Source organism: Pseudoalteromonas sp. S327 (assembly GCF_005886415.1).
Taxonomy (GTDB): Bacteria; Pseudomonadota; Gammaproteobacteria; order Enterobacterales; family Alteromonadaceae; genus Pseudoalteromonas; species Pseudoalteromonas atlantica.
Genome location: NZ_PNDP01000066.1, coordinates 53,242 through 73,092, shown reverse-complemented (window position 1 = coordinate 73,092; position 19,851 = coordinate 53,242). Strand labels below are relative to the sequence as shown.

Here is a 19,851-nt window from a genome sequence, read left to right as displayed (position 1 = left end):
GAAAACAGATCAACCCTTTTTTGAAGAAAACTTGAAATAAATGACTGTTCGCGTGAAATTGAAGCAAAGTGGTTACTTTAAACACTAAAAAGGCACTTACGGGCCTTTTATATTAGTTTACGATGAGTTTCCAACCGAGTTTACTTTGCAATTTAGACTCTTGTTGTAGCTCACTAGCCATAAGAGGGTGTTCTTTTAACCAGTTATTGGCAAACTTTAAGTCTAAGGTGTCTTTTTCTACAGATAACTCTATTCTAGGAAGTACGTCGTCTTGTCGGCGCATCGATAATATTACGGCAATTCTTAATAACCTAACTAAGTATTGGGTAAGTGTACTATGTGCACCTAGAGCGTCGAAGCTGCCTTTTTGAATATCGGAGCGATGTGCATTAGCAACAGCTGCAATCACTTTATGTTCAGATTGTGAAAAACCTGGCATATCGGTGTTTTCTATAATGTAGGCTGTGTGCTTGTGATATTGCTTGTACTCTATTAATAAACCAATTTCGTGTAGTTGTGCTGCGGCTTTTAAAAGCGGCAACGCATTTTCACTAACAAGCGGCCAGCTTTCACCTACTTGTTCTGCCAGTTGAATAACTAAGCTCGATACCCGATTAGCTTGCTTTTGATCAACATGGTAACGGTCCATAAACCCATCAACGGTGCGTTTACGAATGTCGTTGTTATGAAGCTCGGGCACCATACTGTAAAGCACACCTTCGCGAAGTGCACCGCCAGCTAATCCCATTTTTTCAATTTCAAGCGATTCAAATAGCGCAATTAAGATAGCTAGGCCAGATACAAAAACTAATCTACGCTCTTCGCTTAGACCAGGTAAGTCTAGTGCAGCGATAGTGCTAAACGTTATTGATTGCTCTTTTATTTTATTTAGCTTTTCTAGGGTGAGTAGTTCATCTAAGTGTTGCGCAACCATTATTTCTTGAATGGCTTGCACTGTGCCAGAAGCACCCGATGCAATTTGCCAACCTGCTTGTTTATACTCAGGGGCAATTTCATCAATAACTTCGTGGGCAGCTTTGATGGCAGCGTTAAAGTTTGCTTCACTTAATTGGCAATCTTTAAAATAGCGTTCTAAATAAGTAACACACCCCATATTTAAGCTTTTATAGTGCAGTGCCTCAAAACCCTTACCTATAACGACTTCGGTACTTGCACCACCAATATCAATAACTAGCTGCTTGCCAGTGCATGATGAAGTGTGTGCTACGCCTTTATAAATAGTGCGTGCTTCTAGCTCACCACTTATTACATTAATAGTATGGCCTAAGATTTTTTCGGCTTGTGCTTTGAAAACATCGGCATTCGTCGCAAGACGTAATGTGGCCGTTGCTACTATGGTTATATTTTGTTTTGGAATGTCTTGTAGGCGCTCAGCAAAAAGTGCAAGGCACTCCCAGCCTCGCTGCATTGCCTCAGTGCTTAATACGTTATCTTTATCAAGCCCTGCGGCTAATCTTACTTTGCGTTTAACGCGGCCTATAGTTTGTAGGCCGCCAGCAATTGATTTAGCAATAAGCATATGAAAGCTATTTGAGCCTAAATCAATGACTGCATACACATTTTTTTGCGGTTTAAATTGCCCCACCGTTCAAAAACCTCTAGTTACTACTACGTACAGTAACGGCCGAGTTACGACCGTCCTTTTTGGTAACTATTATTTGGGCGACGTCCGTTATTATTACTACGATTACGTGGGCCTGTAGAATAGTTGCGCTTTCTTTGAATAGTAGGCTTTGTTAAATCATCTAGCAATGCGGTTTTATCATAATGTGATAAAGGAATGCTGTGCTCTATATACTCTTCTATTTCATGCAGGTTATAAGCGTACTGCTCACATGCAAAGCTAATTGCATGACCTGATGCGCCCGCACGACCTGTACGGCCAATACGGTGAACGTAATCTTCACAATCATCTGGCAGGTCAAAGTTAAATACATGACTTACCTCAGGGATATGTAGCCCACGTGCTGCCACATCGGTTGCCACTAAAAAGTCTAATTCGCCTTTGGTGAATTGCGCTAATATAGATTGGCGTTTTTTCTGGTTTACATCGCCAGTGAGCATACCTACTCGGTGGCCATCGGCTTTTAACCAGGCATACACTGTTTCACAGCTGTGCTTTGTATTGGCAAACACAATGGCTTTGTCTGGCCATTCTTCCTCAATTAAAGTTAATAGCAGCTTAATTTTATCTTCTTGAGAAGGATGAAATAGCTCTTCTTTAATTCGCTTACCTGTTTTAACGTCTGGCTCGATTTGAACGTGCTCAGGGTTGGTCATATGTTCAAAGGCAAGTTCTTGCACGCGATAAGAAAGCGTGGCAGAAAATAATAGGTTTAATCTATCTGCTGTATCTGGCATGCGGCGGAACATGTAACGAATGTCTTTTATAAAGCCTAAATCGAACATACGATCGGCTTCATCAAGCACAACTACCTCAATTTCATTAAGGGTGTAACAGCCTTGCTTGTACAAATCGATTAGTCGACCTGTAGTACCAATTAAAATATCAACGCCTTTTTCTAATTGTGCACGTTGTTTTTCGTAATCTTCGCCACCATATACTAAACCTAAGTTAAGATTACAGTGCGGCGCTAAAATTTTAGCATCTTTGTGTATCTGAATCGCAAGCTCCCGAGTCGGGGCCATGATCAGGGCTCTTGGATGTTTACTAGGTGCTTTGCTAGATTGTAATAACCGATGGCACGTGGCAGTTAAAAACGCCAACGTTTTGCCCGTACCTGTTTGTGCTTGGCCCGCGATATCGCGTCCGTCACAAATAAAAGGTAGGCATTTTGCTTGAATGGGTGTGCAATATTCAAACCCACTTTCGGTTAAACCGGCAACCACTTCCGGTGCGATAGCAAAGTCTGAAAACTTTTTATCGGTCAAATGTGTCTTAGTCATAGCGTTTAAGCATAACGTTTAAACTTGCAATAAGAAACAAGAGTGTTTAAATACGCACTAAATATTTCGCCTAACTAAATCGGAGAGCGCAATGAGCGAGAAAATAATCCAAATTACTGACGATAGCTTTGAAGCTGACGTATTACAATCAGACAAGCCTGTACTAGTAGATTTTTGGGCTGAGTGGTGCGGACCTTGTAAAATGATCGCCCCTATCCTTAATGAAGTAGCTGATGAATACGAAAGCCGTGTAACAGTTGCTAAATTAAACATCGACCAAAACGCGGGTACACCGCCTAAATTTGGTATTCGTGGTATTCCTACTCTGCTTCTTTTTAAAGACGGTCAAGTAGCTGCAACGAAAGTTGGTGCGCTTTCTAAAACTCAACTTATCGAGTTCTTAGAAAACAATATCTAAGTAAAAATTAAAAAAAAGGGCGTTTTTGCCCTTTTTTTGTGTTTATTTTGTATAAAGACTGGACGCTATGCCAGTGAACTGCTAGTTTATAAAGCCAACTAATCCTTAGTTATATTCAACAAACCTCACTCAACTATCAAAGCGATTTTGAGTATGACAATTGTAATAAAGAACCCACCAATATGCATTTACGCGAATTAAAAGACAAGTCTATAAAAGAACTTGTAAACTTAGCTGAGTCCATGGGGCTCGAAAACGTAGCCCGCTTAAGAAAGCAAGATATCATTTTTGCTATTCTTAAAGCACATGCCAAAGGCGGAGAGAACATCTTCGGTGGCGGTGTACTAGAGATTTTACAAGATGGTTTTGGTTTTTTAAGATCATCAGAAGCATCTTACTTAGCTGGCCCAGATGATATTTATGTATCTCCAAGCCAAATTCGCCGTTTCAGCATGCGTACTGGCGATTCTATTTCAGGGCTTATTCGTCCACCTAAAGATGGCGAACGCTACTTTGCTTTATTAAAAGTAAATGAAGTTAACTTCGATAAACCTGAAAACTCTCGCACTAAAATTCTTTTTGAAAACCTTACCCCACTACATGCAAACGAACGTTTTCGTATGGAACGCGGTAACGGCAGTAAAGAAGACATTACCGCTCGTGTACTTGATTTAGCATCTCCAATTGGCCGTGGCCAACGTGGTTTGTTAGTAGCACCGCCTAAAGCGGGTAAAACAATGCTACTGCAAAACATTGCACAATCAATTACTCACAATCACCCAGATGTTACATTAATGGTTTTACTTATTGATGAGCGTCCGGAGGAAGTAACCGAGATGCAGCGCCTCGTTAAAGGTGAAGTTATTGCATCAACGTTTGATGAGCCAGCTTCTCGCCACGTACAAGTTGCAGAAATGGTTATTGAAAAAGCAAAACGTTTAGTTGAGCACAAAAAAGATGTGGTTATCTTGCTTGATTCAATCACCCGTTTAGCACGTGCTTACAACACCGTGATTCCTTCATCAGGTAAAGTACTTACCGGTGGTGTTGATGCTAACGCATTGCACAAGCCTAAGCGCTTCTTTGGTGCTGCACGTAATGTTGAAGAAGGCGGTAGCTTAACGATTATAGCTACAGCTCTTATCGACACGGGCTCTAAAATGGATGAAGTTATCTACGAAGAGTTTAAAGGTACCGGTAACATGGAACTACACTTAAATCGTAAGATTGCTGAAAAGCGTGTATTCCCTGCCATCGACTTTAACCGCTCTGGTACGCGTCGTGAAGAACTACTTACTAAGCCAGATGAGCTACAAAAGCTGTGGATTTTACGTAAGATTGTTCATGAAATGTCAGAGATTGATGCTATGGAATTCTTAATTGATAAGCTTTCTATGAGCAAAACGAACGATGAATTCTTCGATTCGATGAAACGCCAATAAGCGCGTTTTCGTTATATAAAAAAAGCGCCTAGGGCGCTTTTTTTATGTTTAAACGACTAATACCAATCGGCTTAGATATTTAGCCTTTCTAGCATACTAAATAAAGCGTTAATGGCGTTATAAATTTCTTATGTAGAACAACTAGGTGTCAAAACTTATGCCTTATGACCACTCTATTTATCTGTCGCTATAAATGTCTAATAACCTAACACGATTGGTATAATTAACTCTCGTTATATTTTTTAAGTACACGCTGTAATTCATCTACAAGCTTTTGAATGTGTTCTTTACTTTGGCTTTGTTTATTGAGTAAAGCCATATCGAGATTTTTAGCGGCTTTGGCAATATCGTCTAACGCAAACATTTGCGCAGCGCCTAAAATACGATGGCTGTCTTTTTGTAGTGCCTCTAGGTCATTACTATTATGGTGCTGACTTATGGTTTCGCTTTCAAACGTGAAGCTTTGCTTAAAACTTGTTACTAAGTCGCTCATGTCTATCTTAGCTGTATAGGCTGCCTCTTGTTTTGCTTCACCTAAATGCTGGGCAAGGGTGTTATAAAACGCGTTTTTATCTAATGGCTTACCTAAATACCCTGTAAACCCTAGGGCAAGATAATCATCAACTTCATGGCTCATTGCATTGGCCGTTAAAGCAAAAATAGGCGCTTGAAAGCCGCACTGTTGCAACAACGAAAACGCAGCACGCCCGTCCATAATAGGCATTTGTATATCAAGCAGCACGAGGTCTGGGTATATTTGTAGGCACTTCTCAACCGCTTGCTCGCCATTTTCTACCGCAATAACTTCAAGCCCCATAGAACGTAAATAACGACTTATGAGTCTGCGATTGTCGGGATGATCCTCAGCCAGTACTACACGCCCGGTTAACTGCTTAACCTGTTCAGCGGCGCTTACATGTTCGTACTCATCTAGCTCTTTTTCAACTTCTATACAGGGTAAAAACAGCGAAAACTGACTTCCGCGTTTAAACTCACTTTGTACGCTAATGTAGCCGCCCATCATAGAGGCTAACTGTTGAGACAAACTAAGCCCTAACCCGGTGCCACCAAAGCGGCGACTAATACTGTTATCGGCTTGGCTAAAGCATTCAAATATTTGTTTTAGCTGTGATGAATTCATGCCAATACCGGTGTCTTTAACTATAAAAACAAGCCCTTGCTCGGTTTTGTTTAAAGACACAACTACCTGCCCCGCCTGCGTAAACTTAACAGCATTAGCACATAAATTAATGAGTATTTGCTTCACCCGCATTAAATCGAGCTTGGTATAAAACGCATTGCCTACATGGTTATCAAAACGAATTTGTAAATGCTTCGCCTTAGCCTGCGTAATAAACATGGCATGTACATCGCTAACTAGCTGCACTATGTCAAAGCACGAAATATTAAGCTCTAATCTGTTTGCTTCTATTTTACTTAAATCGAGTACGTCATTAATTAAACTTTTTAAGTGATCGCTATGTCGTTGAATTATTTTTAATTCATCTTGTAGGTTTTCAGGCTCGTACAAACCATTAATTAAATCATCTGTTTGGCCTAAAATAGCGGTGAGCGGGGTTCTAATTTCATGGCTAATATTTGCCAAAAACTGGCTTTTAACATCATTTGCTTCTCGTAGCTCTTGGGCAATAGCTTGTAGCTCTGCTGTACGCTGCGCAACTTGTTCTTTTAATAACTGCTTAGCACGCTTTTCGGCGCCCCGACGATAAAGCGCGGTACCCGTTACAATTACTAAAAATAATAAAACAAAAATAAAAACCGTAAGCTGCGAACGTTGGCTCATTTTTAACTTTTGTACTTTTCGTTCTTGCTTCAGCTTTTGAATTTCTTGATTTAACTGAGTAGCTTTAAATTGATTTTGCAGTACAGCTAAAGCGCTGGTAATTGTTTCGCTATTTATACCGCGCTGCTCTGCTACAAACTTTTCGTGCAGAGTTAATGCCTCAGCGTAGTTGCCTTTGCTTGCCTCTAGGAGCGAGCGTGTACCAAAAGCATCGCGCTTGATACGCACACTATTATATTGTGTGGCCAAATCGGTTGCTTTATCTAGGCTTTTTTGCGAATCAGCAAGCTCGCCTCTCACAAATTGTATTTTAGCCAGTGCATGTAAGGCGTTAAGCTCTAAGCTGTGATTAGCAATTTTAAGGGCATTTTGCACCCCCAATTTAGCTTGCTCGTAGGCAACATCCACATTATTAAGAATTAAATTGATGTTTGCTAAATTAGTATATTGGGTAGATAACTTATTATAATCATTGGTAGAAATATAATAGCGCAGTGCCATTTGGTAATAATGCAGCGCTAAATCTAATTGCGAACTTTCGTAGTAAGCAACCCCTAAATTATTGTTAACTTGCGCTATGCCGCTGGTATCAGCTAATTTTTGATAAACTTTAAGTACTTCTTTATAAAATAAAATGGCGCTTTCGTAACGTGATAACCTAATGTACACCCCTGCTATATTTAGCAAAATATCAGCTTGGTCTTGAGCACTGCCCTTTTTCTCATAAATCTCTTTTGCTTTTAAATAATATTCGAGCGTTAGCTCCATATTATTCATTTCGAAGTACGCTAAACCAATATTACTTAGCAGGTTTGCAAGCTCTACTTGCTTATTGTTTTTTTCAACAATCACCATGGCGCGGCTATATTCAACAATAGCTTGCTGAAAATATCCCTGAAAATAAAACACAACGCCTTGCATTTTAATGGCTCTAAAGTGCATATCTGGTAGGTAGTTTAAGGAAGTGTGCTGTTCTAATTTTTTAAAATACAGCAGGGCATTTTCAAAATCATCTGAGGAGAAGGCTAAATCGGCAAGTTCAGAATACACACTGACCTTTTGGGATTCTGTGATATTTTTTGCTTCAAGCAGCGCATTACCGAGCGTGAGTTTTACGTCCCACTGCTGCTCTTTTTTAAATTCATCAAATAAAGATACACTATTTTGAGCAAAGCTTGGCAGTATGAACACACAACATAAAACAAATAAAAGGCACTTCAATTTGCCTTGCATAATATTATTCCTTCAAACTTTAGCTTTAGTCAGTGTAATCTTTATTGAAGATACACAACAAAACGAGTGCAAACAATGCTTAACCCCCTGATTGATGAGATTTTTGAGCTACTTTTAACTCAGCGTGTTTGGAAAGTTCATATCTTAGCTGCAACGCTCGCTCAACAAGGGGTGTTACCACCTTTAGATGCAAACCCTGAGCAAAATTTATTTAAAAAGAATTTTTTAATTATGAATGCTTTATTTGAGCTGCAAACACAGCTATTACCCAAGCACTTAATTATATCGTCATTACATATTGAACTTACAGAGCCAAGTAGCAATGTAGCAACGCAGTCCCATTTAAAAAGTTACTATTTAAACTGGGAAAACTACGACACCAGTGCCAAAGACATAGAGGCATTATTAGATAGTTTTTGGCAGCAATTTAACCCACTAATAAAGCAACCAGTTGGGCAAATTGAGCCATTACTTAAGGCTTGGCAACTACCGCCAAACTTTAGCCTGGCTATGCTACAAAAGCGCTGGCGGCAATTGGCATTAAAACATCATCCCGATAAGCAAACTGGGAGTGCATGTAAATTTAGACAAATAAGAGCCGAGTATGAGCAGCTAAAGCTAGCTGCTCAAAACAGGTAATTAACGGGTAAGGCGACGGGCACGAATTTTACGCCCTTTAATATTGCCCTCGGTTAATTTACGTAGCGCAGGTTTTGATGCATTGCGCTCAACGGCTACAAAGGCAACGTTATCAAGTACATTTATTTTACCTACTTGGCGTCCTGCAACACCATCTTTGCCAGTAAGTGCACCTAAAATATCACCAGCGCGCACTTTTTGCTTTTTGCCCGAGTCGATCATTAGGGTAACCATTTCAGGCTTGTAAGGCGGCTTTTCTAATAAACTAAAAGCAGGCATTGGCTCTGGCAAAAAGTCTCGTTCGTAATGGTCGCCTATTTGCGCCACTTTAAACTGCTCAGCCTCACCGTAAATAGAGCATGCAATGCCTTTTTTACCCGCTCGGCCTGTGCGCCCTACACGGTGTACATGGGTTTGTGGGTCGTGTGCTAAGTGGTAATTTATTACCATGTCCATGTCGTCAATATCTAAGCCACGCGCGGCAACATCGGTAGCAACTAATATTGAGGCGCTCTTATTAGCAAAATGAATTAACGTACGCTCGCGATCACGCTGCTCTAAATCACCGTGCAACGCCACTGCGCTAAAGCCTTCACTTGCTAAATCATCACAAACTTGTTGTGTTTCTACCTTGGTATTACAAAAAACAACACAGCTTTGTGGTGTAAATTTAAGTAGTAATAATTTAAGTGTTGAGTAACGCTGTTTGTTGTTGTCCATTTTGTAAAAGTATTGCTTTATTGTGCTTTTTTCTTGCTCTTCTTCTACTTTTATCATCTCTGGATTTTTTAATACGCGCTTTGCAATCGCTTCAATTGCACGCGGAAAGGTAGCACTAAATAACAACGTTTGACGATTTTGCGGTATGCGCTCAATAATGGCATCAAGGGTATCTTGAAAACCCATATCGAGCATTTGATCTGCCTCATCAAGTACCAGCGTTTCAACGTCGTCTAAACGCAGTGTACCTTTACGAATATGATCGTCTACTCGCCCAGGTGTACCCACAATAATGTGCGCGCCATGCTCAAGCGAGCCTATTTGTGGGCCAATAGAAACCCCGCCACACAAGGTTAAAATTTTAATATTGTGAATACCGCGGGCAAGTTTACGCATTTCTACCGCCACTTGCTCAGCCAGCTCGCGCGTTGGACAAAGTACAAGCGATTGAATACGAAAACGTTTTACATTTAATTTAGCTAACACACCTAAACTAAAAGCAGCAGTTTTACCTGAACCGGTTTTTGCCTGTGCAATAATGTCTTTACCTTCAAGTACAGGTGGCAGGCTTTGCGCTTGTACAGGCGTCATTTGCGAGTAGCCAAGTGTTGATAAATTATCAACTAAACCAGCAGGTAAAGCCAAAGATGAAAATGCAGTAGAAGTCACAATAAATTCCAAAATAATAAAAACAACACAGGGCTTAGCCCCAAAATATGGCTCTATAATAGCAGAATTCAGGTTAGGCAACCATTAATACCCGATGTGCATTATTTTACGATGCGTTAATCCTTGTTAATAAAAAAGTTGCAAATGATACTAGTTTTCATTAAGATCCTCGAAAAATTTTAACACCCTAACACTGGATGTAATTGATGAAACTAAACTCACTGTACGTAGCACTTGTTGGTGCCATTAGCACAAGCGCCTTTGCCGCCCCTACTGACCTAGAGCGAATTGAAGTTAAAGGCAGCTATTTCAACGACTACAAAGTCGACAACGCCAACGGAGCAATGAGAACATCAGCGTCATTGTTAGAAACAGCGCAATCAGTCACTGTTATTAGCGATACAATAATTAGCGAGCAATTAGCAACCACACTTGGCGAAGTGCTTACTAACGATGCAAGCTTAACTGCCGGCTCTCAGCAACGTAACCGTGAAGTATTTAACTTACGCGGCTTTGAACTTAGCTCTTCAACAGGCTACTTACGTGACGGGCACCAACATTGGTCTCACTACCAGCAACCGATTGAAATTCTACAACAAGTAGAAGTTATTAAAGGCCCATCAAGTATTTTATACGGACAATCAGGCCCAGGTGGCTTGATTAACATGGTGACAAAAAAGCCTACGGCAACTACATTATTTAACGCCAGCGCAGATGTAGACCAACATGGCTCTACCCGCTTTATGCTAGACGCGGCTGGTGCACTTACCGACGCTGAAGATTTACGCGCACGCGGTATTTTAGTAAAACAAGATGTTGATTATTGGCGCGAATACCAAAACGGCGAAAACCGTGAACGCGATCGTTTTTTAGGTGCTGTAATTGTTGATTACGATTTAAGCGACAACGCATTAGTACGTGTACATTACGACCGCACAGACGACGAAGCAGGCCTTGATACAGGTGCTTGGATAGATGACAACGCCAATGTGATTGGCGATGACAAAACTATTCGCGATATGTCTTGGGCATTTACCGACATAACAGTAGAAAACTTAGGCGTAGATTTTGAAGTGTACTTAAACGATCACTGGCAAGTTAAGCTTGGTTACAACGAGCAAACATTTGAGCGCCAGCGTTTTGAGTCTGCACCTCGTAAGCCAAGCACATTCGTAGAAGGCGATAGCTATGAGTCACGCCCTTACGACCGTTTTGACGATTGGCAGTTTAAAACCGCATTTATTGATTTTGTTGGCGAATTTAAAACCGGTAGTTTACAACATCAGTTTTTAATTGGTGCAAACTCGCTAGATTACTATTACGGACAACGCCGTACATCAGCAGAGTATTTTGATTTTGCCGCTGGCCAAAACGAGCCAAGCCGCCCAACAGTAAGCTATAAATCAGATGATACTATTAGCGAAACTGAATACGACTACTACGGTATTTACGTTCAAGACTTAATTACTTTCTCGCCACAGTGGCAAGTATCATTAGGTGGCCGTTACGATGAGCAAAATAGAGAAGGCGCAGATAACGAGTCGTTCGTACCAAAAGTAGGTGTGCTTTATCACCCTAACCCTTCTGCGACTATTTATGCTAGCTACTCAGAAGGTTTTGAGCCACAAGGTAGCGATACATTAGTAAGCGAAACTGACATCAACAACGGTATGAAGCTTGATGCTGTTACCTCTGAGCAAAAAGAGATTGGTGTTAAATGGCAACTATTTGATGACCGCCTAATGTTAAGCGGTGCTGTATTTGATATTAGCAAAAAAGGCACCTTAGTAACCGAAGCACTTGAAGTGCCAGTCGGCGAATTTACCTCTGAAACAAACCAAGTAGGCGAGCAACGCCATAAAGGGCTTGAGCTAAGCGCGCAAGGTGCAGCTACCGATCGCTTATTTGTTATGGCATCAACTATGTACTTAGATGCAAATTTTGAGCGTGACGAAGACCTACAAGGTAAACGCCCCACTGATGCTCCTAAATGGTCTGCATCACTTTGGACTCGCTATGAGTTAAACGACACCATTGCATTTAATGCCGGTGCATTTTATGAAGGTGAGCGCTTTGCCGATAGTGCAAACACAGTAGTAAAAGATGCTTACACACGAGTAGATGTAGGTGCAACTTACAAACTTAAAGTAAGTAAAACCGATGTAAACCTTCGTTTAAACATTGAAAACCTATTAGACGAAAACTACTTAGGCGGCGGTGGCTTAAACAACGTTACCGTGGGCGAAGGCACAAATGTACGCCTAGCAGCTCAATTTAGCTTTTAATTTATAAAACTTATACTTATAAAGCCCGCACAATAATAATTGTGCGGGCTTTTTACTGCCTATTAAAAACACCACTGCATTCATCTCATCTATTTTTTAAAGCCTTTAAAAAGTGCTCTAATACACTTAATTATAAAAAGGCTTACTCTATATGAAAAAAATTATTACAGCGCTACTAATGACTAGCAGCCTCAGCGTTAGCGCAAACAATGCAGAATTCACCACAACGCAATTACAACAGGTTGATGAGGTGCGCAGTGCTGCGCTTAAAAGCCATTTGAGCTACGAGCTACTCGAGTCACTCACAACAGAAGTTGGCCCTCGCTTACCCGGCACTGAAAACGATAAAAAAGCAGTAGCATGGGCTAAAGCAAAATTTAACGAACTTGGTTTTGATAAAGTATGGCTTGAAGAAGCAACATTTCCAAAATGGCGCCGTTATAGCGAAAGCGGAAAAATACTCACCCCAAGTGAGCAACCTCTGCATTTAACTGCGCTGGGTAACAGTGTAAGCACACCTGATGATGGCATTAGTGCACCGGTTGTGTTGTTTGAAACATTGGATGAGCTAATTGCAGCACCAGCAAATAGCTTAGAAGGTAAAATTGCCTATATTAATTACCGCATGAACCGCGACATAGACGGCAACGGATACGGCCCCGCAGTAAAAGCACGTGCCACAGGCGCAATTGAAGCTGCAAAAAAAGGCGCGGTTGCTTACATGATGCGCTCAGTGAGCACAGCTCACCATCGCTTTGCTCACACTGGTGGTAGTTACTATAAAGAAGGGGTTAAAAAAATACCTAACGTAACTATTGCCAACCCGGATGCGGATCAAATAGCGCGCTTAGTGGCCTTAAACAAAAAGGTAACGGTTAATATAAATGTACAAACACAAAGCCTAGGAGAAGGCACAAGCTATAACGTTATAGGCCAATTTAATGGCACCGAAAACCCAGAACAATATGTGTTAATTGGTGGCCACCTAGACTCGTGGGATTTAGGCACTGGCGCATTAGATGATGGCGCAGGAGTTGCGTTAACAATGGCTGCGGCTAAACACATTAGCGATGTTAAACGCCCTAAGCGCAGTATTCGTGTTGTACTGTTTGCAGCAGAAGAACTTGGGCTTTGGGGTGCAAAAGCTTACTTTGCACAACATAAAAGCGATTTACATAATATAGTTGCAGCTGCTGAGTCGGACTTTGGCGCCGATGTAGTATATGGTTTTGAGTCGAATGTTAATGCGGCTTCTCTGCCAGTAGTACGTGCCATAGCAAAAGAGCTGGCTGCGTTAAACATTGAGTACATTGGTAAAAACCAGGCTAACGGCGGGCCTGATTTAATCCCATTAAAAAAAGCGGTGTCGGCACCTATATTTGAGTTGGCCCAAGATGGCACTGATTACTTTGATTACCATCACACAGCTGATGACACACTCGATAAAGTAACGCCTGCTAAACTGCGCCAAAATACCGCTGCGTATGCTGTATTTGCGTTAATGGCAGCAGATGCCAAAACAACAATTCAACCGAAAGCGCAGGCTAACTAATAACTGACATACTTACTTACAGTTTGTCACTTTGATAAACGCACTCCTTGTTTTACCTTTATATAAATTAAATAAAACAAGGAGTGTGCGGGCATGTTGCTTTTCAATACGAGTCAGTCGTTTCCTCATTTTGCACAAACACAGTGCTGCCCTAACTGCCATAGCCGCGCCTATCATCTAATAAACCAAAGTCGTTTTTTACGCTTTACGGTTATTCCTGTTCTACCTTTAGCACTAAACTATAAATACGAATGCTATCAATGCGGCCATAATACGCCTGTAAAATTAAAGCAGTTACCGACGTTTGAAATTTTCACTCTACCTAAATACTTTATAGGGGTATTTTTAGCGTTATGGGTGGGTTTATTTTTTTACCAACAACACGCTGCTGCGCAAGCGCAAAAGCAAAGCTACTTAACTAACCCTAAAGCCTACGATACGTATTTAGTACACGCTGATAAATTTACTCATGAGCCCTGGACACTCACCAACTTAAAAGTTGCGCAAGTTTTAAGTTTTGACGAGCAGTTTATTACGTTTCAAGTAAGTAACTACAGCTATAAGCGCAACAAAGGCATTACTACTGCAATGCGTACCAGCTTATTAGTACAAAGAGGTTACTTCTCAGATGACAAAATTACTTTGCCTCGTAGCGAAGTAAAAAGACTTTACAACGACGGGGTGATTTACGACGTACTGCGCCCCTCAGCAAATAGTTTATATGGTGGGTTTGTTATGTTTCCGCCAAAACCAAAACCGCTATATAAAGGCTTAAAGCTCGACAAAAATAACCAACAGGGCATTACGTATTTTAAAAACGGACAGTATAGCGATGCGCTTGAGAGTTTTACTCTAGCCGCAAATGCCGGCTCGCAATGGGGGCAGCTCAATCTTGCGCAAATGTACCGAGATGGACAAGGCGTGACTCAAAATGTACAAACAGCAAAACATTGGTATGAGCAGGCAATAGCGCAAGGTAATAGCAAAGCGAAAATAGAATTAGAGGAAATGTGTGATAAAGCAAACTGCAAATAAAAAATGGCCAGTTAAACTGGCCATTTTCAATCTTCGTTCATACTTATAATTAGAAAGTCATATGCTCATCTAAAAAGTTAAGTACCTGCTTGTAGTAGCGTGTTCTGTGCTCTGCTTTATAAAAGCCATGCCCTTCATCTTCAAGTAACTCGTATATATAAGGATGGTTTTCTTTTTTTAGTGCTGCAACTAAAGACTCAGCTTGCTCAATTGGTGCTCTTTCATCCTGCCCACCATGTACAATTAAAACTGGCGCTTTAAGCTTGTCTATGTTGTAGCTAGGTGAAAAACGCTTTAAAAGTGCCTCATCAGTACCAAGCGCGCTTTTAAGATAGCGCTGTCCACGGTCACGTTCAGAGATATCGCCTTCTTCAAACATTAGCGGTAAATCGTACACCCCAACTACACCAATAGCACACTGAAACATATCAGGTTCTAAAATTGCACTTTGTAGTGCCGAATAGCCACCAAAACTTGCGCCCATTATACAAATATTATCTTTATTTACAGTGCCTTGCTCTATTAAGTATTTTACACCGTCAATAATGTCGTATTGTATTTCAGCACCCCATTTTTTATGTCCGGCATGTTCAAAGTTGCGGCCAAAGCCACCAGAGCCTCTAAAGTTAACTTTTAGTACTGCAATGCCTCTACTGGCTAATAGCTGAGCTTCGCTCTCATAGCCCCACCAATCTCTTGGTCCATGAGGACCACCGTGAGGCATAACAACTAAAGGTAAGTTTTTCTCATCAGTATTATTAGGGATGGTTAAATATCCGTATATTGTTAAGCCATCACGCGCTTTATAATTTACAGGTTTGGTTATAGCCATTTCACTTGGCTTGATCCAGCTTTTAGTCGCAAACAAAAAGCGTAAGCTATTCTTTTTGGCATCGAACAAGTAGTAACTGCCAGGGTTAGTATCGCTTGACGCAAAGATAATACTCTTCTCACCATCTTCAGTACTACTAACAAGCTGAACTTGCTGCCCTTGAAGGGATTGTATTAATGCCTTTAAGCGCTCACTTTTATGTGAATTATTTATAAAGGAATAGGCAGGATAGCCAAGCTCATTTTCAATTGCGAATAATTCTTTAGAAACTTCATCTACCCACACTTTTTTTGGAGAGACCTGTGGTTCTTTATGCAAAAGCTCAAACTTTTTACTCTCTAAATTTAGTTTATAAAGCCCCTTTGCTTCGCCATTTTCTGACGCTGTAACATAAACAGAAGCACCGGTACTATCAAACGCATGGAGGCTAATATCAGTGTATTTTAACTCTCCTAAATCAAGCTGTTGCCATTCACCACCTGACTTCTCACGGGTATAAATTTTTTGATTAATATAATCATCGTTTGAAACAGCAACACGCACATTACCATCATGATCTGTTAAAAAGCCTGCCATTTTTGATGGTGAGCGAGCGACTCTTTTTCGCTTTCCGCTGTAAATATCAACTTCATAAACTATTGTATGCGGCTCATTTGAAGCGCTCCATGGGTAGGTTAGGATCAGCATTTTACGCCTATCATGAATAAGCGGGTCTAGTACATAAGAAGTACCAAGTATGGGTGTCGCTTTTTTTATACGGGTTCCTGTTTGCATTTCACCTTGGTAACCCACTAAATATTTGCCTCGGCTACCATCAGCATTTACTCCAAAAAGCTCACCATGAAATTCGGGATGATCTTTCCAGCCTTTAATGTACTCTTTAGCCAGTACAATTCTTTCATTGTTAACCCAATAATAATTACCAACCTGGGCATCATTAGGAAACCTAATTGCATGACTTACTTTAAATGTATCAGTGCTTAGCACCATTAATACATTTTTTCCTTCTGGGCGAGTAATTACAGCTAAGTATTTTCCATCAGGTGAAATTTTCACACCTGCAAACTCTATATCTTTACTAAAGCTTTCTATCGGTACCAAGTCGTTACTTGCTGTAGTATGAGAGCTAAAAATACTAGCCAGCAATAAAGACAGACAAGCCAAAAACTTATTCATTAAAGTTCCTTTTATTTATTTTTGATTGAGCTTTTATGTTACATACTTTTAACAAAAATATACACCATACTTCTTCCCTTTATGTAAACAGGCGTAAATTAATAGGGTTATAAATCTAATGCTTAGGGTTAGTAAGCTTACTCCAAACTAAATGCAGAATAACAATGCATAGCCCTGCTACTACTCCTAGTAATCCGTCAAATATAAGGGGGGCTAATGTTTCGCCGGTGCCATTTAATAACGACTTGCCTATGGCTATTACTTCTAATTGCCAATGATGTAGTAGCTCAATACCGTGGGATAAAATGCCGCCACCGACTAAAAACATGGCCACCGTGCCGGCAAAGGCTAAAAATTGCATAAGCCTTGGCGCTGCAGCTAATAACCCCTTACCAAGCATCTCTTTAAATTTATTAGCCGACACCTTTGATTGATTAAGCAAATACAACCCTGCGTCATCAAGCTTTACGATACCGGCTACAAGGCCGTATACACCTATAGTCATTAATACGGCTATAACACACAGTACAAGCGCCTGATTTACAAGTGTGGCACCTGCAACCGTTCCTAAGGTGATCACTATAATTTCGGCTGATAGAATAAAGTCGGTGCGTATGGCTCCTTTTACTTTTTGCTTTTCATACTCAGCTGGGTCTAATTGCTGCGACTCATCAGCCTCTTTTTCGGGGTGAGGTAAAAACCGAGCAAATACTTTCTCAGCGCCTTCAAAACATAAAAATAAGCCACCGATTATTAGCAGCGGGGTTATTAACCAAGGCAGCCATACACTTATGAGCAATGCACCAGGGACCAAAATGGCTTTATTTAAAAATGAGCCCTTTGCCACAGCCCAAACTACGGGTAATTCGCGGTCGGCTGTAACCCCTGTAACTTGCTGAGCATTAAGTGCTAAGTCGTCACCAAGTACACCGGCTGTTTTTTTAGTGGCGACTTTACTCATTGTGGCAATGTCATCAAGTAAGGTGGTTATATCATCAAGTAATGTTAAAAGGTTAATGCCTGCCATGTTGCTTCCTAGCTAAAAAATAATGCTATCAACATAGCGTAATCCGTAATTTTCACCAACGGTTAATTTTGCTTTGTTATGCTGATTAAACGCACTGATTTTTATCAATGGCAAACTTACTTAGGGGATATTAATGAAAGCATTGGTGGTTATTTTTACAAGCATGCTGGTTTTATCAGCCTGTAGTAATGAGTCTAAAAGTACCCACTACTTATGCAACGAGCGCGTAGTAGAATTAGCCCGCCAAGGAGCGGGGGCAACACTTACTTTAAATGAGCAAACATATACGCTTAATAAAGAGCCCAGCGCATCAGGGGTAAAGTATATTAATGAGCGAGTGCTATTTTGGTCTAAAGCCGATGAAGCGATGTTGATTGTTTCAGGTAATAAATACCACTGCCAACTTCAACAAGCCGACGCCTTATAATTTTGTCGTTCGCGATTTAAACTTTTTCTTTTTTCTCATCGTAATAAATAGCCTGTTTTTACGCTAAACAACTGCACATGCATTTGTTGTTTAGTTGGGTATAATACTTTCACTTTTTGCTTAGTAGCGGCCTACCATGAAATATAAAGATTTACGTGATTTTATCGATTTGCTTGAAAAAAAAGGCGAACTTAAACGTATTACTCAAGAAATCGACCCGTATCTTGAAATGACCGAAATAGCCGACCGTACATTACGTGCTAAAGGCCCCGCATTATTGTTCGAAAACCCAAAAGGTCACAGCATGCCTGTGCTTGCAAACTTATTTGGTACACCTAAGCGCGTTGCTATGGGCATGGGCCAAGAAGATGTAAGCGAGCTGCGTGAAGTTGGCAAGCTACTCGCTTTTTTAAAAGAGCCCGAGCCACCAAAAGGGATTAAAGAAGCACTAGGGCAAATTCCGGTATTTAAACAAGTACTCAATATGCCGGCTAAAGAAGTTAAAAAAGCACCGTGCCAACAGGTTGTTCTAGAAGGTGACGAGGTAGATTTAACTAAGTTACCAATACAGCACTGCTGGCCTGGAGATGCCGCCCCCCTTATTACTTGGGGTTTAACTGTTACCAAAGGGCCTTATAAAAAGCGCCAAAATTTGGGTATTTACCGCCAGCAGCTATTAGGTAAAAATAAAATAATTATGCGTTGGTTATCGCATCGCGGTGGCGCACTCGATTTTCAAGAATGGTGTAAAGAAAACCCCGGCGAACCGTACCCAGTTTCGGTTGCATTAGGAGCTGATCCTGCCACTATTTTAGGTGCGGTGACACCTGTGCCAGACACGTTAAGCGAATATGCCTTTGCTGGCTTACTGCGCGGTAGTAAAACAGAAGTGGTTAAGTCAATTTCAAATGACTTACAGGTCCCTGCCAGTGCCGAAATAGTACTTGAAGGCTACATTATGCCTGGCGAAATGGCTCCCGAGGGGCCATATGGCGACCACACGGGTTATTACAATGAAGTTGATGATTTTCCTGTGATGACAGTGACCCATTTAACACACCGTAAAAACCCAATTTACCATAGTACATTTACCGGCCGTCCACCTGATGAGCCAGCTATTTTAGGTGTGGCATTAAACGAAGTGTTTGTGCCTATATTGCAAAAGCAGTTTCCAGAAATCGTCGACTTTTACTTACCACCCGAAGGCTGCTCTTACCGTATGGCCGTGGTAACCATGAAAAAACAATACCCAGGCCATGCTAAGCGCGTCATGATGGGCGTATGGTCGTTTTTACGTCAGTTTATGTACACTAAGTTTGTTATTGTTTGCGATGATGATGTAAATGCCCGTGACTGGAACGATGTTATTTGGGCCATCACTACCCGTATGGACCCTGCGCGCGACACCACATTAATTGAAAACACGCCAATAGATTACCTCGATTTTGCATCGCCGGTATCTGGGCTTGGCTCAAAAATGGGTATGGATGCAACAAATAAGTGGCCAGGTGAAACCGACCGCGAATGGGGCGAGCCAATTGTCATGGATAAAGCGACAAAAGATCGTGTTGACGAAATTTGGCAAAGCCTCGATATACTTTAAGCACGCTTAGTGAATATAAACAGGCTATAAAATAACCCCGCAGATATGTTAATATTGCTCC

At 41.0% G+C, this 19,851-nt stretch carries 14 protein-coding genes; 8 read left to right on the top strand and 6 right to left on the bottom strand.

Annotation, left to right across the window (positions count from 1 at the left end; genetic code table 11):
• Positions 1–112: 112 nt before the first annotated feature.
• Both gppA and rhlB read right to left on the bottom strand, forming a co-directional pair.
• Positions 113–1,606: a guanosine-5'-triphosphate,3'-diphosphate diphosphatase gene (gene gppA / locus CWB60_RS18275; RefSeq protein ID WP_138579739.1), complete on the bottom strand. Its 1,494-nt coding sequence runs from the start codon at positions 1,604–1,606 to the stop codon at positions 113–115.
• Positions 1,607–1,650: 44 nt separating this feature from the next.
• A complete protein-coding gene (gene rhlB, locus CWB60_RS18270; protein ID WP_054983731.1) occupies positions 1,651–2,928 on the bottom strand; it encodes an ATP-dependent RNA helicase RhlB in 1,278 nt (425 codons plus the stop codon).
• 91 nt (positions 2,929–3,019) lie between these two features.
• On the opposite strand from rhlB, the gene trxA reads away from it, so the two are divergent.
• Positions 3,020–3,346, top strand: a complete 327-nt coding sequence (gene trxA / locus CWB60_RS18265) for a thioredoxin TrxA (RefSeq protein ID WP_004588957.1) — start codon at positions 3,020–3,022, stop codon at positions 3,344–3,346.
• A 182-nt stretch (positions 3,347–3,528) separates the two neighbouring features.
• Entirely contained in the window at positions 3,529–4,788 is a 1,260-nt protein-coding gene (gene rho, locus CWB60_RS18260; RefSeq protein WP_004588958.1) for a transcription termination factor Rho, read from the top strand.
• A 223-nt stretch (positions 4,789–5,011) separates the two neighbouring features.
• Here the strand turns inward: rho and CWB60_RS18255 are convergent, their stop codons facing one another.
• Positions 5,012–7,825, bottom strand: a complete 2,814-nt coding sequence (locus CWB60_RS18255; RefSeq protein ID WP_096738908.1) for a tetratricopeptide repeat-containing hybrid sensor histidine kinase/response regulator — start codon at positions 7,823–7,825, stop codon at positions 5,012–5,014.
• 75 nt (positions 7,826–7,900) lie between these two features.
• Between CWB60_RS18255 and CWB60_RS18250 the strand changes: the two genes are divergently transcribed.
• The gene (locus tag CWB60_RS18250) at positions 7,901–8,464 is read left to right on the top strand and encodes a DNA-J related domain-containing protein (RefSeq protein ID WP_096738907.1); all 564 of its coding nucleotides are present in this window, start codon (positions 7,901–7,903) and stop codon (positions 8,462–8,464) included.
• Here CWB60_RS18250 and dbpA read toward each other — a convergent pair whose 3' ends face one another.
• A complete protein-coding gene (gene dbpA / locus CWB60_RS18245; protein ID WP_096740357.1) occupies positions 8,465–9,853 on the bottom strand; it encodes an ATP-dependent RNA helicase DbpA in 1,389 nt (462 codons plus the stop codon). It abuts the gene before it with no gap.
• Positions 9,854–10,059: 206 nt separating this feature from the next.
• Between dbpA and CWB60_RS18240 the strand changes: the two genes are divergently transcribed.
• The 3 genes from CWB60_RS18240 (at position 10,060) to CWB60_RS18230 (ending at position 14,725) form a co-directional block, all read left to right on the top strand.
• A complete protein-coding gene (locus tag CWB60_RS18240; RefSeq protein WP_096738906.1) occupies positions 10,060–12,138 on the top strand; it encodes a TonB-dependent siderophore receptor in 2,079 nt (692 codons plus the stop codon).
• Between the two features lie 151 nt (positions 12,139–12,289).
• Complete coding sequence (locus CWB60_RS18235; protein ID WP_138579740.1) at positions 12,290–13,690, top strand: M20/M25/M40 family metallo-hydrolase; 1,401 nt, start codon at positions 12,290–12,292, stop codon at positions 13,688–13,690.
• A gap of 93 nt (positions 13,691–13,783) precedes the next feature.
• Entirely contained in the window at positions 13,784–14,725 is a 942-nt protein-coding gene (locus CWB60_RS18230; RefSeq protein ID WP_138579741.1) for a tetratricopeptide repeat protein, read from the top strand.
• Positions 14,726–14,774: 49 nt separating this feature from the next.
• Here the strand turns inward: CWB60_RS18230 and CWB60_RS18225 are convergent, their stop codons facing one another.
• Both CWB60_RS18225 and CWB60_RS18220 read right to left on the bottom strand, forming a co-directional pair.
• Complete coding sequence (locus CWB60_RS18225) at positions 14,775–16,733, bottom strand: S9 family peptidase (protein WP_138579742.1); 1,959 nt, start codon at positions 16,731–16,733, stop codon at positions 14,775–14,777.
• A 115-nt stretch (positions 16,734–16,848) separates the two neighbouring features.
• Positions 16,849–17,760 (bottom strand): DUF808 domain-containing protein, encoded by a 912-nt coding sequence (locus CWB60_RS18220; RefSeq protein WP_055255408.1) that lies wholly within the window; start codon positions 17,758–17,760, stop codon positions 16,849–16,851.
• A gap of 133 nt (positions 17,761–17,893) precedes the next feature.
• Here CWB60_RS18220 and CWB60_RS18215 point away from each other — a divergent pair, with 133 nt between their 5' ends.
• Together CWB60_RS18215 and ubiD are read left to right on the top strand one after the other, a co-directional pair.
• Positions 17,894–18,187: an MliC family protein gene (locus CWB60_RS18215; protein ID WP_138579743.1), complete on the top strand. Its 294-nt coding sequence runs from the start codon at positions 17,894–17,896 to the stop codon at positions 18,185–18,187.
• Positions 18,188–18,323: 136 nt separating this feature from the next.
• Positions 18,324–19,790: a 4-hydroxy-3-polyprenylbenzoate decarboxylase gene (ubiD, locus tag CWB60_RS18210; RefSeq protein ID WP_024032061.1), complete on the top strand. Its 1,467-nt coding sequence runs from the start codon at positions 18,324–18,326 to the stop codon at positions 19,788–19,790.
• The last annotated feature ends 61 nt before the right edge of the window (positions 19,791–19,851 follow it).

Bases quoted from the DNA above. Each gene is read 5' to 3' on its own strand.
- trxA (WP_004588957.1), top strand. From the start codon at position 3,020: ATGAGCGAGAAAATAATCCAAATTACTGACGATAGCTTTGAAGCTGAC.
- CWB60_RS18255 (WP_096738908.1), bottom strand. From the start codon at position 7,825: ATGCAAGGCAAATTGAAGTGCCTTTTATTTGTTTTATGTTGTGTGTTC.
- CWB60_RS18230 (WP_138579741.1), top strand. From the start codon at position 13,784: ATGTTGCTTTTCAATACGAGTCAGTCGTTTCCTCATTTTGCACAAACA.
- rho (WP_004588958.1), top strand. From the start codon at position 3,529: ATGCATTTACGCGAATTAAAAGACAAGTCTATAAAAGAACTTGTAAAC.
- ubiD (WP_024032061.1), top strand. From the start codon at position 18,324: ATGAAATATAAAGATTTACGTGATTTTATCGATTTGCTTGAAAAAAAA.
- rhlB (WP_054983731.1), bottom strand. From the start codon at position 2,928: ATGACTAAGACACATTTGACCGATAAAAAGTTTTCAGACTTTGCTATC.
- CWB60_RS18225 (WP_138579742.1), bottom strand. From the start codon at position 16,733: ATGAATAAGTTTTTGGCTTGTCTGTCTTTATTGCTGGCTAGTATTTTT.
- CWB60_RS18235 (WP_138579740.1), top strand. From the start codon at position 12,290: ATGAAAAAAATTATTACAGCGCTACTAATGACTAGCAGCCTCAGCGTT.
- CWB60_RS18215 (WP_138579743.1), top strand. From the start codon at position 17,894: ATGAAAGCATTGGTGGTTATTTTTACAAGCATGCTGGTTTTATCAGCC.
- CWB60_RS18250 (WP_096738907.1), top strand. From the start codon at position 7,901: ATGCTTAACCCCCTGATTGATGAGATTTTTGAGCTACTTTTAACTCAG.
- CWB60_RS18240 (WP_096738906.1), top strand. From the start codon at position 10,060: ATGAAACTAAACTCACTGTACGTAGCACTTGTTGGTGCCATTAGCACA.
- CWB60_RS18220 (WP_055255408.1), bottom strand. From the start codon at position 17,760: ATGGCAGGCATTAACCTTTTAACATTACTTGATGATATAACCACCTTA.